Source organism: Stenotrophomonas sp. A3_2, from assembly GCF_036624925.1.
Taxonomy (GTDB): domain Bacteria; phylum Pseudomonadota; class Gammaproteobacteria; order Xanthomonadales; family Xanthomonadaceae; genus Stenotrophomonas; species Stenotrophomonas hibiscicola.
This window is the reverse complement of the sequence record NZ_JAZKVY010000339.1, coordinates 47,031-61,821: the sequence shown is the minus strand read 5'-3', so window position 1 is coordinate 61,821 and position 14,791 is coordinate 47,031. Positions and strand designations below refer to the sequence as shown.

Here is a 14,791-nt window from a genome sequence, read left to right as displayed (position 1 = left end):
TTGATCGGGTATGCGATCGCCGAGCGTGGGCTCGGCTCTACAGATCAGCCGCGCTGGCGCACGGCCTCGAACAGGCTGACGCCGGCGGCGACGGAGACATTCAGGCTCTCGATCTCACCCGGCATCGGGATCTTGACCAGACCATCGCAGTTCTCGCGGGTCAGGCGGCGCAGGCCATCGGCCTCGCCCCCCAGCACCAGGGCGATGTTGCCCTTCAGGTCCAGCTGGTACAGCGAAGCGGTGGCTTCGCCGGCCAGGCCATAGATCCACACGCCCTGCCTCTGCAGGTCCTTCAGGCAGCGCGACAGGTTGGTCACCGCCACCACCGGGATCAGATCGGCGGCACCGGCCGAAGTCTTGCGTACGGTCGCGTTCACCGTGGCCGACTTGTCCTTGGGGATGATCACTGCGGTTGCACCGGCCGCAGCGGCCGAGCGCAGGCAGGCGCCAAGGTTGTGCGGGTCCTGCACTTCGTCCAGCACCAGCAGCAGGGCCTTGCCCTCGGCTGCGGTGACCAGGCCTTCCAGCTCGTTCTCGCTGTAAGTGCGGGCGGCGGCATAGCGCGCGGCCACGCCCTGGTGGCGTACCGAACCGCCGACACCGTCCAGCGCCTGGCTGTTCACCTTGCGCACGTCGATGCCCTTGCGGCGGGCGTTTTCCTCGATCTCGGTCAGGCGCGGGTTCTTCGCACCGGCCTCGACCAGCACTTCGCGGACGTTCTCGGCGTCGTTCTCGATGGAGGAGGCGACGGCGTTGACGCCGACAATCCACTGGCTGTTCTTGCTCATGCGGGCGGGGACCGGAAAGGGGGTGGCTATGGTAGAGCATCGGCGACGGCCGCGCTTCGCGCTCGCCGGGCATGGCCCGGCGCTACCGGCCGTTCATCCCCCGGCTGAACGGCTGCGCGGCGGCCAGTGCGGGGTGTCGTGGTCGGGGTGCTGGTGGGACACGATCGTGGCCAGGAAATCCAGCGCGGCGATGTCTTCCTCGGTACGTCGCGCCGGCAGGCTGGCCAGGCTGTCGACGAAGGGCAGCTTGCGCTCGACTCCGTACTGGATCGTCGGCGGCAGGCGTTCGGGTTCGTCAAACGCACCGGCAGCCACCGCCACGCCATCGGGCGCTTCGTAGGTCAACGGCGTGCCGCAGTCGGCGCAAAACCCGCGCCGCACCACGTTGGAGGACTGGAAATAGCGCGGCTGGCCGCGGGTCCAGCTGAACTGCACGCCCCGCACCGACACCAAGGGCGCGTAGTACGCACCAAAGGCCTTCTGGCACATGCGGCAGTGGCAGATCGAGCTGTGGGTCAGCTCGCCACGGGCCTGGAAGCGGATCGCGCCGCACTGGCAGCCGCCGCTGTATTCGGGTTGGCCCTGCATGGTGCGTTCCTCCAAAGCGTCGCGCCAACCAACGGTTGGCACCTACCAGTAACGTGGGGTGCCGACCGTTGGTCGACACGTCTCTCAATACTGCTTTTTCGTACGCTTGGCCGGCTTGCCACGCTCCGGCAGCGGCGGCAGGCCATCGCCCTCGTCCTCACCCTTGTGCTCGACCAGGCGGAAGTCGATCTTGCGCTCTTCCATGCTGGCCTTCAGCACCAGGATGCGCACGCGGTCGCCCAACCGGTAGCTGCCGCCGCGGCGCTCGCCGGTCAACGTCTTGCGGGTCGCGTCGAACTTGTAATAGTCCTGCGGCAGCTGGGTCACGTGCACCAGGCCCTGCACCTTCGACTCATCCAGCTCCACGAACAGGCCGAAGCTGGTCACGCCGCTGATCACGCCGTCGAACTGGCCGCCCACGTGCTTTTCCATCCACGCCGCGCGGTAACGCTCGTCGACCTCGCGCTCGGCCTCGTCGGCACGGCGCTCACGCTCGGAACACTGCAGCGCCAGCGCAGCCATTTCGCGCGCGTTGTAGGTGAACTTGTCCAGCGGCTTGCCGGACAACGCGTGCTTGATCGCGCGGTGTACCAGCAGGTCGGGGTAACGGCGGATCGGCGAGGTGAAGTGCGCGTACGCCTCCAGTGCCAGGCCGAAATGACCGTGGTTTTCCGGGCTGTAGATGGCCAGGCTCTGGCTGCGCAGCAGCACCGATTCCAGCAGCGTGGCATCGGGGCGGTCGCGGATCTTCTTCAGCAGCTTGGTGTAATCGCCCGGGCGCACCTTCGACCACGGCGGCAGGCTCAGCTTGAACTCCTTGAGGAATTCGAGCAGGTCGGCGTACTTGGTTTCCGGCGGCTTCTCGTGGATGCGGTACGGGGCCGGCACATGGCGCGACAGCAGGTACTTCGCCGCCTCGACGTTGGCCGCGATCATGCACTCCTCGATCAGCTTGTGCGCGTCGTTGCGCACCAGCATGCCGGCCTGGGTCACTTCACCACGGTTGTCCAGCACGAAGCGCACTTCACTGCTTTCGAATTCGATGGCACCGCGCTTGGCGCGTGCCTTGGACAGCACCTTGTACAGCTGGTGCAGGCGCTGCACCTGCGGCAGCAGGTCGCCCATCCAGGCCTTGGTATCGGCATCGTCCTCGCCCACCGCCTTCCACACCTGGGTGTAGGTCAGGCGCGCATGCGAGTTCATCACCGCTTCGTAGAAGCGCGAATGCGTGACCAGGCCGTCGCGGTCGATCTGCATGTCGCAGACGAAGCACATGCGGTCGACCTTCGGCATCAGCGAACAGATACCGTTGGACAGCGTCTCCGGCAGCATCGGCACCACGAAGCCCGGGAAGTACACCGAGGTGGCGCGCTTCTGCGCTTCTTCATCCAGTGGCGTGCCGGGCCGGACGTAGTTGGAGACATCGGCAATCGCCACCACCAGCCGGAAGCCATCGACGTTCGGCTCGCAGTACACCGCGTCGTCGAAGTCCTTGGCATCTTCACCGTCGATGGTGACCAGCGGCATGCTGCGCAGATCGACGCGGTCGCCGATCATCGCCGGTTCGACCACCAGCGGCACCGACGCCGCTTCGTCCAGCACTTCCTGCGGGAATTCGAACGGCAGTTCATGGCCGTGGATGGCGGTCTCCACCACCAGCGAGGCGGTCAGCTTGTCGCCGAGCACGGCAATGATGCGGCCGATCGGCGGACGGCGGCTATCCGGCGCCTGGGTCAGTTCGCAGACCACCAGCTGGCCGTCGCGCGCGCCACCGATCTGGTCCGGCGGCACCTGTACGTTGCGCTGCACGCGCTTGTCATCGGGCACCACGTAGTTGATGCCCAATTCGACACTGAAACGGCCGATCAGGCGGGTCATGCCGCGCTCAAGCACGCGGGCGATGCTGCCCTCGCGGCGGCCACGGTGGTCGATGCCGGTCACACGGGCCAGCACCTTGTCACCATGCATGACCTTGCGCATTTCATACGGTGGCAGGAACAGGTCGTCGCCACCCTCGACCGGGCGCAGGAAGCCAAATCCTTCCGGGTTGGCGATCACCACGCCGGTGACCAGGTTCAGGGTCTGGATCGGGGCGAAACCGCCACGGCGGTTCTGCACCAGCTGGCCATCACGGACCATGGCACCGAGCCGGCGCGACAGCGCCTCGGCCCGGTCCGGTGCGGTCAGCCCCAGGCGCGCGCCCAGCTCCTCTGCCGTCTGCGGCCCTTCGCAACGCTCCAGCAGGGCCAGGATGGCTTCGCGGCTGGCGATGGGCTGTTCGTACTTCTCGGCTTCGCGGGCGGCATAGGGATCGTCGATCACCTTGCCGGTCGGCGGCAACTTGCGGCCCGGCGCCGGGCCCGGTGCGTCGCTGCTGCGGACCTTGCGGCCACGCGGCGGTGCGCCGCCTTCATTCAATTCGGGGAACCAGCCCGGCAACGGCTTGCCCGGCGTGGTGGCGCGGGCCGTGCCCGCCTTGGCGCCCTTCTTCGGGGCCTGGCTGCGGGAGGTGCTCCCGCCCTTGCTTGGTTTTTTGGTAGTCATCGCCCTACATGGTAGCCGTTGACGGCGTGCAGAACGGGTCAGTGGCCGTCTTGAAGGCCTTGCGTGAAAAATATTCAGGAAGTCGTTGACAGCCTGCGGATTCATCTTCACAATTGCGCCTCTGGAACGCCCAGGTGGCGGAATTGGTAGACGCACTAGTTTCAGGTACTAGCGGGTAAAACCGTGGAGGTTCGAGTCCTCTCCTGGGCACCAACGAAAAAACTCCTCGCTTCGGCGGGGATTTTTTTTGCCTGCAATCCAGCAGCGGGGTCGAATTCCTTTCCGAAGAAAGGGCTCCGACCCAAGCGATTGAGATGGGGTCAGAGCCCGCTCCGCACGCGAAACGGGGTCCGACACCGGATCGAGAAAAAGTGTTGACACCCCCATAACAACGCCCCATAATCTCGCTCCTCGACGCCCAGGTGGCGGAATTGGTAGACGCACTAGTTTCAGGTACTAGCGGGTAAAACCGTGGAGGTTCGAGTCCTCTCCTGGGCACCACGTCGAGAATGAGAAAAACCCGCGAGAGCGGGTTTTTTCATGCCCGGAATCCGGCATCAGAGCAGCGGCCGCAACACCAGCTCCAGCCCGAGCAACAGCAGGAAACCCAGGAAGCAGCCCCGGAACACCCGCGCACTGATGCGCTGCCGGATCACCTGCCCCAGCCACATGCCCAGCAATGCCGGCAGCACCGCCAGCGCACTCAGCCCCAGCTGCTGGATGCCGAATGCGCCGTGCAGCACCAGGCCGGCGGTCAGCGAAATCGTTGACACCGTGAACGCCAGCCCCAGCGCCTGCACCAGCTCCTCGCGCTGCAACCCCAGCGACTGCAGGTATGGCACCGCCGGCATCACGAACACGCCGGTGGCGCCGGTCACCACGCCCGACAACGCCCCCACCAGCGGCCCCAGCCAACGCTCGCGCCGCTGCTGCACGCGGAACACCGGCGCAAGCAACGCATAGGCGGCATAGACCACCAATGCCACGCCCAGCGCAACGCGCGACCAAGTGCGATCGACCCGCACCAGCAGCGCCGCCGAGCCCAGCGTCACCACCACCACGGCCAGCATCATCGGCCACAGGCGCCGCACGATGCGGTCCAGTGATGGCCCGGACAACAGCTGCCACGCATTGGTGACGAAGGTGGGAATGAACAGCATCGACGCCGCCGACACCGGCGACAGCGTGCTGCCCAGCAGCCCCATCGCCACCGTCGGCAACCCCATCCCAGTCACACCCTTGACCACACCGGCCAGCACGAACACCACCACCAGCAGCACGTAGAAGTACATCGATTCATTCATGCCTTCATTGGATCGGCCGGCCGCTCGGCGCACAATGCGGTGTTTCCGGCCTTGCCTTCGGCTGATCCGAAGGCGCAGCCGTTGCGATGAGGGCATCACATGCGGATGGATATCGCCGACCTGCGCCTGTTCCTGGCGATTGCCGAGGCGGGCAGCATCACGGCCGGCGCAGCGCAGGCAAACCTGGCACTGGCGTCGGCCAGCGAACGCCTGCGCACGATCGAAGCCGATGCCGGCACCGCGTTGTTGAACCGGCACCCCCGCGGCGTCAGCCTGACCGAAGCCGGCGCCGCCCTGGCCCACCATGCACGATTGATCCTGCAGCAGCAGGCGCAGCTACGCGGTGAACTGCAGGCGTTCGCGCACGGCGCGCGCGGCACACTGCATCTGTATGCCAACACCGCAGCACTGACCAACTACCTGCCTTCGCGGCTGGCACCGTGGCTGGCCGAACGCCCGCGCCTGCACGTGGAACTGCTGGAGCGCACCAGCCCCGAAGTCGTGCGTGCGATCAACGCTGGCCAGGCCGAGGCCGGCATCATCAGTGATGCGGTCGACGCTGCCGGCCTGCAGCAGCACGTGGTCGCCGAAGATCCACTGGTGATGCTGCTGCCCGCAGACCATCGCCTCGCATCGCGGCGCAGCCTGGCCTTCGCCGATGTTGCCGGCGAGACCTTCGTCGCGCTGGCCGACGGCAATGCACTGCAGGCCTACATCGAAGACCAGGCGCGCGACATCGGGCGGCGCCTGGACGTGCGCATCCGCATGAAGACCTTCGAAGGGGTGTGCATCATGGTCGGCCACGACATTGGTATCGGCATCGTGCCGCGGACCATCGCCCGCCAGCACCGGCGCAGCACGCATACCGTTGCCGTACCGCTTGCAGATGCGTGGGCACAGCGCCGCCTGTGCGCCTGTTTCGCCGAGTGGGCGCAGCTGTCACCGGCGATGCGCAGCCTGCTGCACCACCTGGGCGTGCAAGCGCAGAAAATAGTGTGAAATGTTGTTGACACACTCTCTGCCGTGCCGCACAATTCATTTCCTGAGTCGCCCAGGTGGCGGAATTGGTAGACGCACTAGTTTCAGGTACTAGCGGGTAAAACCGTGGAGGTTCGAGTCCTCTCCTGGGCACCACGACTCAAGATGATCAAACCCGCGAAAGCGGGTTTTTTCGTTTCCGGAGGCTGGGTGGCACGCGATGACGTGGATCCACCAGACAGAAACCCCGCCTTACGGCGGGGTTTTGTGCGTTTCAACGCCAATGGTCGATCAATGCCCACCGCCCGCGGACGCCGCACCTGCGCCTGCGCCGAATGGCGGCTTGGCCAGCCACAGGAACGTAATGATCGCCAGGAAGATCCAGCCCAGCAGGAAGAAGATGTCGTTGAAGCCCATCTGCGATGCCTGGTGGTTGATCATGTTGTTCAGTACCGCTGCGCCGTGCTGCAGGTCGCCCTGCCCCATCGCCGTGACCTGGTCCTGCATGCCCGGCTGATAGGCCGAGATATGCTCGGTCAGGTCGGCATGGTGCACCTGGGTGCGCCGCGCCCACAGCCACGTCGTCAGCGACGCCGCGAAGCTGCCGCCCAGCGTACGCAGGAACGTGGCCAGGCCGGAGCCCGCCGCGATCTCGCGCCCATCCAGGTCCGACAGCAGGATCTGCAGCACCGGCATGAAGAACAGCGCGACGCCGATGCCCATGATCAGCTGTACGCCGGCCACATGCATGTAGTCCACCTGCAGGTTGAAGTTCGAGCGCAGGAAACTGGTCATCGACAGCACGATGAAGGCGATCGTGGCCAGCATGCGCATGTCGAAGCGCGATGCATACTTGCCCACGAACGGGGTCATGATCACCGGCAGGATGCCGATTGGCGCCGTTGCCAGGCCCGCCCAGATCGCGGTGTAGCCCATGTCACGCTGCAACCACTGCGGGATCAGCAGCGCCACGCTGAAGAACGCCGCGTAGGCCACCACCATCGCCAGCGTGCCGGCGCGGAAGTTGCGGTGCCGGAACAGCTTCAGGTCGACAATCGGATCCTTGTCGGTCAGCTCCCAGATCAGGAACACCGTCAGCGTCACCACGGCCACGCAGGCCAGCACCACGATCTTCATCGACGCGAACCAGTCCTCGTCGTTGCCCAGGTCGAGCACCAGCTGCAGCGCACCGACGCCGATCACGAGGGTAATCAGGCCGACGTAGTCCATCTTCGGCTTCTCGATCTGCTCCGGCCGCCCCTTCAGCTGGTTGCCCACCACCAAGGCAGCGAAGATGCCCAGCGGCACGTTGATCAGGAAGATCCACTCCCAGCTGTAGTTGTCGGTGATCCAGCCACCGAGGATCGGCCCGCAGATCGGCGCGACCACCGTGATCATCGCCAGCAGCGCCAATGCCTGCCCACGTTTCTCGCGCGGGTAGATCGAAACCAGCAGCGACTGCGTGATCGGGTACATCGGGCCGGCCACGAAGCCCTGCAGTGCACGCGACACGACCAACATGCCCATGCTCTGCGCCAGGCCGCACAGCAGCGAGGTGATGACGAAGGCCAGCGTGGCCCAGACGAACAGCTTGCGTTCGCCGAAGCGGCGGCTGAGCCAGCCGGTCAGCGGCAGCGCGATGGCCGTGCTGACCGCGAACGAGGTGATGACCCAGGTCGCCTGCTGCGAACTGGCGCCGAGATTGCCCGCGATGGTCGGCAGCGAGACGTTGGCGATGGTGGTGTCGAGCACCTGCATGAACGAGGCCATCGCCAGGCCGACAGTGCACAGTGCGACGCTGGGCGGCAGGAACCCGGAGGCCGCACCTGGCGCCGCCGGTGCGCCCGGAGCGCCGGGCGCGGCTGGAGCTTGTGCGGACATGGCGACCTCAGCCCACCTTCGCCTGCTGCTGCGGCAGGTTGCCCTGGATGATCGTGTGGATCACCTCGTCGGCATCATGCAGCTGCTTGGCATACACGTCGGTGTCGAACACCGTGCCCTTGGCCGGAGTGCTCGGCAGCACTTCGCCCTTCTGGTCGCGCAGGCTCACTTCAGCCTTCATCGACAGGCCGATGCGCAGCGGGTGTTCGGCCAGCTGCTTGGCATCGATGGCGATGCGCACCGGCACGCGCTGCACGATCTTGATCCAGTTGCCACTGGCGTTCTGCGCCGGCAGCAGCGAGAACGCCGAGCCGGTGCCCAGGCCCAGGCTCTGGATGCGGCCCTTGTACTTCACGTCGCCGGCGTACAGGTCCGACTTCAGCTCCACTTCCTGGCCCAGGCGCATGTGGCGCAGCTGGGTTTCCTTGAAGTTGGCCTCGACCCACATCTGTTCGGTCGGCACCACGGCCATCAGGGCATTGCCCGGCTGCACGCGCTGGCCGACCTGCACCGAACGACGGGCGACGTAGCCGGAGACCGGCGCGACAATGCCGGCGCGGGCGTTGTTGAGGAAGGCCTGGCGCAGCTGTGCGGCGGCGGCCTGCACGTCCGGCTGGGTGGCGATCACGGTGTCGTCGACCAGCGCGCGGTTGCGCTCGACGGTCTCGCGCGAACCGGCCACGGCCGCTTCGGCCGCGGCCAGCTCGTCGCGGGCGTGGGCCAGTTCTTCGTTGGAGATGGCGCCGGTGGCGGCCAGGTCCTTGCGGCGGGCGTAGTCTTCGCGCACGCGCTTCAGGGTCACCTGGCGGGCGTTCAGGTCCGCCTGCGCGCCTTCCACGCTGCGGTACAGGCCGCGGGTCTGGCGCACGGTCTTGGCCAGGTTGGCTTCGGCCTGCTGCAGCGCCACTGCGGTGTCGGACGGGTCCAGCTGCACCAGCAGCTGGCCGCGCTCCACGCGCATGCCGTCATCGGCATTGATGGCGACCACGGTGCCGGCCACCAGCGGGGTGATCTGCACCTGGTTGCCCTGCACGTAGGCATCGTCGGTCTCTTCGAACCAACGGCCGAACATGAAGTACCACAGCGCCAGAGCGGCAAGCAGCAGCACGACGATCACGAACAGGCCGCGCAGCAGGTTGCCGCGGCGGTTGGGGGCGGCCGGGGCCGCGGTGTCTTGGGTCTGGCTCATGTCGGAGATCTTCAGGAATGCGAGGAATCGGAATGGGAGGCGATCGGTGCGCGGTCGGCGTCAGTGGGCTGGAAACCACCGCCCAGCGCCTTGCTCAGGCGCACCGAGGACTGCACCTGCTGCGACTGCAGGCCGGCCAGCTGCTGCTGCGACTGCAGCAGGGTGGACTGCGCGGTCAGCACGTCCAGGTAGCTGCCGATGCCGGCGCGGTAGCGCTGCTGGGCCAGGTCGAAGGCAGCGCGTGCGGTGTCCACCGCCTGCTGCTGCGACTGCGCCTGCTGTGCCAGCGAGCGCACCGCGTTGACCTGGTCGGCCACATCACGCAGCGCATCGAGCACGGTCTGGTTGTAGTTGGCCACCGCCAGGTCGTACTGCGCATCGGTATTGGCCAGGTTGGCGCGCAGCTTGCCGCCTTCGAAGATCGGCAGGCTCAGCGCAGGGCCGATGTAGGCGAAGGTGGAACTGCTCTTCAGCAGGTCGCTCACATTCGGGGCGACCACGCCGGCCAGCGCGGTCAGGTTGAAGCTCGGGTAGAACTTCGTCTTCGCGACCTTGATCTGCTTGTCGGCCGCTTCAACGCGCCAGCGTGCGGCCACGATGTCGGGGCGACGGCCCAGCAGCTCGCTGGGCAGCACCCCAGGCAGCTGCAGCGCCACCGGGTTCAACGGCTGCGGGCGCTGGATCGACAGGCCACGGTCCGGGCCCTTGCCGACCAGCGCGGCCAGTGCGGTGCGGGCGGCGTCGATACGCTGCTGGGCGGCCTGCACCTGCTGCTGCGCGGCCGGCACGCGGGCCTCGGCCTGGCGCACCTGCAGATCACTGTCGATGCCGGCGCGGCGGCGCTGGCGGGTCAGCTCAAGTGACTTCTGCGAACGGCTCAGCTCTTCCTCGGCCACGTCGTTGAGCTGCCACGCGTAGGCCAGGTCGGCATAGGCCTGGGTGATGCCAGTGGACAGGTTCAGGCGGGCGGCCTGCGCTTCAACGGTGGCGGCGTGCGCACCGTCCACGGCGGCTTCCCAGGCGGCGCGCTTGCCGCCCCACAGGTCCACGCCGTAGCTGAAGTCGAAGGCGACCTGGCTGCTGCCGGCGTAATGGCCACCGATCTCGCTGCCTGCCATCGACTCAGGCAGGCGCAGGCCGGTGTAGCCACCAGACACCGACAGGCTCGGCAGTTCGTCGGCACGCGCAGTGCCGACCTGGGCCTGGGCCTGGCGCAGGCGCGCGTCGGCGGCGTCCAGGCTCGGGTGGCCAGCCAGGCCCTCGGCGACCAGCGCGTCCAGCTGCGCATCGCCCAGCGCCTTCCACCAGTCCTGCGCCGGGAAGCCGGTGGCGCTCAGGTCGGTGTCGGCCAGGGTGCGTTCGCTGTGCAGGCTGTCCACATCCAGCACGTGGCCCTGCGGATTGAGGCCACGACTGCTGGCACAGGCGGCCAGGGCCAGGGCCAGCGCTGACACCAGCAGCGTGCGCCCGGACCGGCGGAAAGTGAAATGCGGGATCGGGTTCATGGGGTCGTCAAGGAATCGCGGATTCGGGTAAGGAGGGACAGCAGCAGCGTGCGCTCGTCGGTTGAGAGATCACGCAGGGCGTAATCCATCACCGCGTCGCCGCGCAGCTTCAGCCGCGCCCACAACGCGCGGCCTTCATCGGTCAGCACGATCTGCAGCGCACGACGGTCCTGGGCATGCGGTTGGCGACGGACGCAGCCCAGTGCCTCCAGCTTGTCCAGCAGCCGGGTCACGGCGCTGGGCACCTGGTCGATGGCCTGGGCCAGTTCGTTGGCGGTGCACGGCGCCATGTTGGAAAGCACCTTCAGCCCGATGTAGTGGGTGAAGCCGATGCCCAGGTCTTCTTCCGCCATGGACGCGTCGAGTTGGCGGACCAGCCCGTCGCGCACCTGGCGCAGCAGCAGGCCGAAGCTGGGGGGAGTGGTTGCAGGACAGATCATGGGGGAGCATTCTCTTCCAAAAAAAATATTTCTCAATGGAAATATTCGATCTGGCATCGAATGCTGTGTTGCAGCAATGGGCTGGATCGGTGAAGGCGCCTACCTTAATGACCTGGTCAGCTGGCCCGGTAGTACAATTCAGCCAATGGATGACACATTTCAGCCAGCGGATATGATGAACAAGGCAGAAATCCCCCCTCCCAAGCGCCTGCTGCGCGACGACGCGCTGGACTGGTTCGAGCGCAACGACGGCCCATCGGTGGTCGCCTACCGCTTCGACAGCCCGCAGGGACTGGTCCGTGAGGTGGACTGGCACCATCACCAGCGCGCGCAACTGATCTACGTGGAGCGTGGCCTGCTGACCACCCGCACCTCGCACGGCACCTGGTCGCTGGCGCCGGGTTCGGCCGGCTGGATGCCGCCGCTGGAGCCGCACACGGTCACCCTCGACGGGCCGCTGCGTGGCTGGGGCATGGCGCTGGCCGCACCCGCCTGTGCCACCCTGCCCGCCGACCCCTGCGTGCTGGGCCTGTCCAAGCTGGCGCAGGCGCTGGCCGAGCGCATCTGCGAATGGCCGCTGGGCTATGACACCACGCCCGAGCGCCAGCACATCATCGAGGTGCTGCTGGACGAGATCCGCACCGCGCCGCGTCAGCGCATGCATCTGCCGATGCCCCACGACCGGCGCCTGCTGAAGATCGCCTCGCAGCTGCTGGCCGACCCGTCCGACGAGCGCAGCCTGGCCGAATGGGCCCACTGGGCCGGCCTGTCGCCGCGCAGCCTGACCCGTCACTTCCGCGACGAGACCACGCTCAGCTTCGCCCAGTGGCGGCAACAGGCCCGCCTGTCCGAGGCGTTGCGCCAGTTGACCGAGGGCCGCAGCGTGGCCGACATCGCCCACGCACTGGGCTTCAGCAGCGCCAGCGCGTTCGTCACCGTGTTCCGCCGTCACTTCGGGTTGCCGCCTGGGCGCTACCTGGCGCGGGCCGGGCATGGCCTGGAAACCGGGCTGGACCCTGCACGCGGCTTGGCATCCCCCGCCGCATCCGGATAATCACAGGATTGCGAGCGGCGACCGCCGTCGCCGCCTCCCGACATAGGTAACAACGCCGCATGACCGAACTTGCCCGTCCCGTGTTCCACGGATTCGAACAACTGCCGCTGCGCGAGTACGCCGAACGCGCCTACCTCGACTACTCGATGTACGTGGTCCTGGACCGCGCCCTGCCGTTCATCGGCGACGGCCTGAAGCCGGTGCAGCGCCGCATCATCTATTCGATGAGCGAGCTGGGCCTGAATGCCGCGTCCAAGCCGAAGAAGTCCGCGCGCACCGTCGGCGACGTCATCGGTAAGTACCACCCGCACGGCGACAGCGCGTGCTACGAAGCGCTGGTGCTGATGGCACAGCCGTTCTCGTACCGCTACCCGCTGATCGAGGGCCAGGGCAACTTCGGCTCCAGCGACGACCCCAAGTCGTTCGCGGCGATGCGTTACACCGAATCCAAGCTGACCCCGATCGCCGAAGTGCTGCTGGGCGAACTGGGCCAGGGCACCACCGACTGGGCACCGAACTTCGACGGCACCCTGCAGGAACCGACCTGGATGCCGGCGCGGCTCCCGCACCTGCTGCTCAACGGCACCACCGGCATCGCCGTGGGCATGGCCACCGACGTGCCGCCGCACAATCTCAACGAGATCGTCAGTGCGCTGCTGCACCTGCTGGACAACCCCGACGCCACCGTGCGCGACCTGTGCGAACACGTGCAGGGCCCGGACTACCCGTCCAGCGCCGAGATCATCACCGCGGCCAATGACCTGCGCAACATCTACGAGACTGGCAACGGCAGCGTGCGTGCACGCGCGACCTTCACCAAGGAAGCCAGCAACATCGTGATCACGGCGCTGCCGTTCCAGGTGTCGCCGTCGAAGGTGATCGAGCAGATCGCCGCGCAGATGCGCGCCAAGAAGCTGCCGTGGCTGGAGGACATCCGTGATGAATCCGACCACGCCAATCCGGTGCGCGTGGTGCTGGTGCCGCGTTCCAACCGCGTCGACGCCGACCAGTTGATGGGCCACCTGTTCGCCACCACGGACCTGGAGCGCAGCTACCGCGTCAACCTCAACGTGATCGGGCTGGACGGCCGTCCGCAGGTGAAGAACCTGAAGATGCTGCTCAGCGAATGGCTGACCTTCCGCAGCAACACCGTCACCCGCCGCCTGCAGCACCGCCTGCAGAAGGTCGAGCGTCGCCTGCACCTGCTGGAAGGCCTGCTGGTCGCCTTCCTCAACCTGGACGAGGTGATCCACATCATCCGTACCGAAGACGAGCCGAAGGCCGCGCTGATCGCGCGCTTCGGCCTGTCCGAGGAACAGGCCGAGTACATCCTGGAAACCAAGCTGAAGCAGCTGGCCCGCCTGGAGGAAATGAAGATCCGCGGCGAGCAGGATGAACTGGCCAAGGAGCGCGAGAAGATCCTCGGCATCCTGGACAGCAAGGCCAAGCTGAAGAAGCTGATCCGCGATGAACTGACCGCCGATGCCAGGAAGTTCGGCGACGCACGCCGTTCGCCGCTGGTGCAGCGCCAGGCGGCGCAGGCCATCGACGAGACCGAGCTGGTGCCGAGCGAACCGATGACCGTGGTGCTGTCGGAGAAGGGCTGGATCCGCGCCGCCAAGGGCCACGACGTCGATGCATCCGCACTGTCGTACCGTGAAGGCGACGGGCTGCAGGGCGCGGTGCGCGCTCGCAGCACCCAGCAGGTCGCGTTCCTCGACAGCGAAGGCCGCGCCTACTCGACGCCGGTGCACACCCTGCCCTCCGCGCGTGGCAATGGCGAACCGCTGACCGGCCGCTTCTCGCCGGCACCGGGCACCAGCTTCGTGACCCTGGCCAGCGCCGAGCCGGACACCCGCTTCGTGCTGGCCTCCAGCCACGGCTATGGCTTCGTCACCCGCTTCGAGAACCTGATCGGCCGCAACAAGGCCGGCAAGGCGATGCTGAACCTGTCGGCCGGCTCGTCGGTGCTGACCCCGTCGGTGGTCGCCAACGTCGCCACCGACCGCATCGTGGCGGTGACCAGTTCGGGCAACCTGTTGGCGATCGCCGCCAACGACCTGCCGGAACTGGACAAGGGCAAGGGCAACAAGATCATCGAGATCCCGAAGGCCAAGCTCGCCACCGAACGCGTGGTCGCCATCGTGGCGATCAGCCCGGGGCAGACCCTGCAGGTGCGCAGCGGCCAGCGCACCATGGGCCTGAAGTTCAACGAGCTCGACGCCTATCTCGGCGCCCGCGCCACCCGCGGCCACCTGCTGCCGCGCGGCTGGCAGAAGGTGGAAGGGCTGTCGGTGGAGTGAGAGCTGGGGCCCTGCCCCTGGCGGGTGTCAACCTTTGTTGACACGCCTCGCCGGGGATCAGACACGAAAAGGCCGGGCATTCCCCGGCTTTTTCGTTGTCGGCTGGCGGGCGGTGGAGCAGCTCGCTGGCGAAGGCTGGCTGGCGATGCTCCGGTGCTGGCGGGCGACAGAACGCCGTGCTTCTGGTAGAGCCGATTGCTGGTCGGCTGCTCTTTGC

General features: G+C 66.9%; 11 protein-coding genes and 3 tRNA genes. 6 read left to right on the top strand and 8 right to left on the bottom strand.

Annotation, left to right across the window (positions count from 1 at the left end; all coding sequences use genetic code 11):
- Positions 1–44: 44 nt before the first annotated feature.
- The 3 genes from rlmB to rnr all read right to left on the bottom strand — a co-directional run bounded on the left by rlmB (position 45) and on the right by rnr (position 3,920).
- Positions 45–788, bottom strand: coding sequence for a 23S rRNA (guanosine(2251)-2'-O)-methyltransferase RlmB (rlmB, locus tag R5H29_RS17105; RefSeq protein WP_019659091.1), 744 nt, complete (start codon positions 786–788; stop codon positions 45–47).
- Positions 789–881: 93 nt separating this feature from the next.
- Positions 882–1,376, bottom strand: coding sequence for a GFA family protein (locus R5H29_RS17100; RefSeq protein WP_019659092.1), 495 nt, complete (start codon positions 1,374–1,376; stop codon positions 882–884).
- An 84-nt stretch (positions 1,377–1,460) separates the two neighbouring features.
- Positions 1,461–3,920: a ribonuclease R gene (rnr, locus tag R5H29_RS17095; protein WP_332329527.1), complete on the bottom strand. Its 2,460-nt coding sequence runs from the start codon at positions 3,918–3,920 to the stop codon at positions 1,461–1,463.
- 128 nt (positions 3,921–4,048) lie between these two features.
- On the opposite strand from rnr, the gene R5H29_RS17090 reads away from it, so the two are divergent.
- Positions 4,049–4,133: transfer RNA gene (locus R5H29_RS17090), tRNA-Leu, on the top strand.
- Positions 4,134–4,336: 203 nt separating this feature from the next.
- Positions 4,337–4,421 (top strand) — tRNA-Leu (locus R5H29_RS17085).
- 56 nt (positions 4,422–4,477) lie between these two features.
- On the opposite strand, the gene R5H29_RS17080 is transcribed toward R5H29_RS17085, so the two are convergent.
- Positions 4,478–5,224: a sulfite exporter TauE/SafE family protein gene (locus tag R5H29_RS17080; protein WP_087803314.1), complete on the bottom strand. Its 747-nt coding sequence runs from the start codon at positions 5,222–5,224 to the stop codon at positions 4,478–4,480.
- 99 nt (positions 5,225–5,323) lie between these two features.
- Here R5H29_RS17080 and R5H29_RS17075 point away from each other — a divergent pair, with 99 nt between their 5' ends.
- Positions 5,324–6,223 (top strand): LysR family transcriptional regulator, encoded by a 900-nt coding sequence (locus R5H29_RS17075; RefSeq protein ID WP_332329526.1) that lies wholly within the window; start codon positions 5,324–5,326, stop codon positions 6,221–6,223.
- 50 nt (positions 6,224–6,273) lie between these two features.
- Positions 6,274–6,358 (top strand) — tRNA-Leu (locus R5H29_RS17070).
- Between the two features lie 135 nt (positions 6,359–6,493).
- On the opposite strand, the gene emrB is transcribed toward R5H29_RS17070, so the two are convergent.
- Genes emrB through emrR form a run of 4 tightly spaced genes read right to left on the bottom strand, consistent with a single transcriptional unit; the run spans position 6,494 to position 11,217 of the window.
- Positions 6,494–8,083 carry a multidrug efflux MFS transporter permease subunit EmrB gene (emrB, locus tag R5H29_RS17065; protein ID WP_332329525.1) on the bottom strand — a complete coding sequence of 530 codons (1,590 nt, stop codon included), beginning with the start codon at positions 8,081–8,083 and terminating at the stop codon, positions 6,494–6,496.
- Positions 8,084–8,090: 7 nt separating this feature from the next.
- Entirely contained in the window at positions 8,091–9,272 is a 1,182-nt protein-coding gene (gene emrA, locus R5H29_RS17060; protein ID WP_021204129.1) for a multidrug efflux MFS transporter periplasmic adaptor subunit EmrA, read from the bottom strand.
- An 11-nt stretch (positions 9,273–9,283) separates the two neighbouring features.
- Positions 9,284–10,777: a multidrug efflux transporter outer membrane subunit EmrC gene (emrC, locus tag R5H29_RS17055; RefSeq protein WP_019659099.1), complete on the bottom strand. Its 1,494-nt coding sequence runs from the start codon at positions 10,775–10,777 to the stop codon at positions 9,284–9,286.
- A complete protein-coding gene (gene emrR, locus R5H29_RS17050) occupies positions 10,774–11,217 on the bottom strand; it encodes a multidrug efflux system transcriptional regulator EmrR (RefSeq protein WP_019659100.1) in 444 nt (147 codons plus the stop codon). Before emrR ends, emrC begins: the two co-directional genes overlap by 4 nt.
- A gap of 172 nt (positions 11,218–11,389) precedes the next feature.
- On the opposite strand from emrR, the gene R5H29_RS17045 reads away from it, so the two are divergent.
- Entirely contained in the window at positions 11,390–12,271 is an 882-nt protein-coding gene (locus tag R5H29_RS17045; protein ID WP_026346921.1) for an AraC family transcriptional regulator, read from the top strand.
- 59 nt (positions 12,272–12,330) lie between these two features.
- Positions 12,331–14,574, top strand: coding sequence for a DNA topoisomerase IV subunit A (gene parC / locus R5H29_RS17040; protein WP_021204132.1), 2,244 nt, complete (start codon positions 12,331–12,333; stop codon positions 14,572–14,574).
- Positions 14,575–14,791: the final 217 nt, after the last annotated feature.

Excerpts from the sequence above, each read along its gene's own strand:
- parC (WP_021204132.1), top strand. The coding sequence starts at position 12,331 with ATGACCGAACTTGCCCGTCCCGTGTTCCACGGATTCGAACAACTGCCG.
- R5H29_RS17075 (WP_332329526.1), top strand. The coding sequence starts at position 5,324 with ATGCGGATGGATATCGCCGACCTGCGCCTGTTCCTGGCGATTGCCGAG.
- R5H29_RS17080 (WP_087803314.1), bottom strand. The coding sequence starts at position 5,224 with ATGAATGAATCGATGTACTTCTACGTGCTGCTGGTGGTGGTGTTCGTG.
- emrA (WP_021204129.1), bottom strand. The coding sequence starts at position 9,272 with ATGAGCCAGACCCAAGACACCGCGGCCCCGGCCGCCCCCAACCGCCGC.
- emrR (WP_019659100.1), bottom strand. The coding sequence starts at position 11,217 with ATGATCTGTCCTGCAACCACTCCCCCCAGCTTCGGCCTGCTGCTGCGC.
- R5H29_RS17045 (WP_026346921.1), top strand. The coding sequence starts at position 11,390 with ATGATGAACAAGGCAGAAATCCCCCCTCCCAAGCGCCTGCTGCGCGAC.
- R5H29_RS17100 (WP_019659092.1), bottom strand. The coding sequence starts at position 1,376 with ATGCAGGGCCAACCCGAATACAGCGGCGGCTGCCAGTGCGGCGCGATC.
- rlmB (WP_019659091.1), bottom strand. The coding sequence starts at position 788 with ATGAGCAAGAACAGCCAGTGGATTGTCGGCGTCAACGCCGTCGCCTCC.
- emrC (WP_019659099.1), bottom strand. The coding sequence starts at position 10,777 with ATGAACCCGATCCCGCATTTCACTTTCCGCCGGTCCGGGCGCACGCTG.
- rnr (WP_332329527.1), bottom strand. The coding sequence starts at position 3,920 with ATGACTACCAAAAAACCAAGCAAGGGCGGGAGCACCTCCCGCAGCCAG.
- emrB (WP_332329525.1), bottom strand. The coding sequence starts at position 8,083 with ATGTCCGCACAAGCTCCAGCCGCGCCCGGCGCTCCGGGCGCACCGGCG.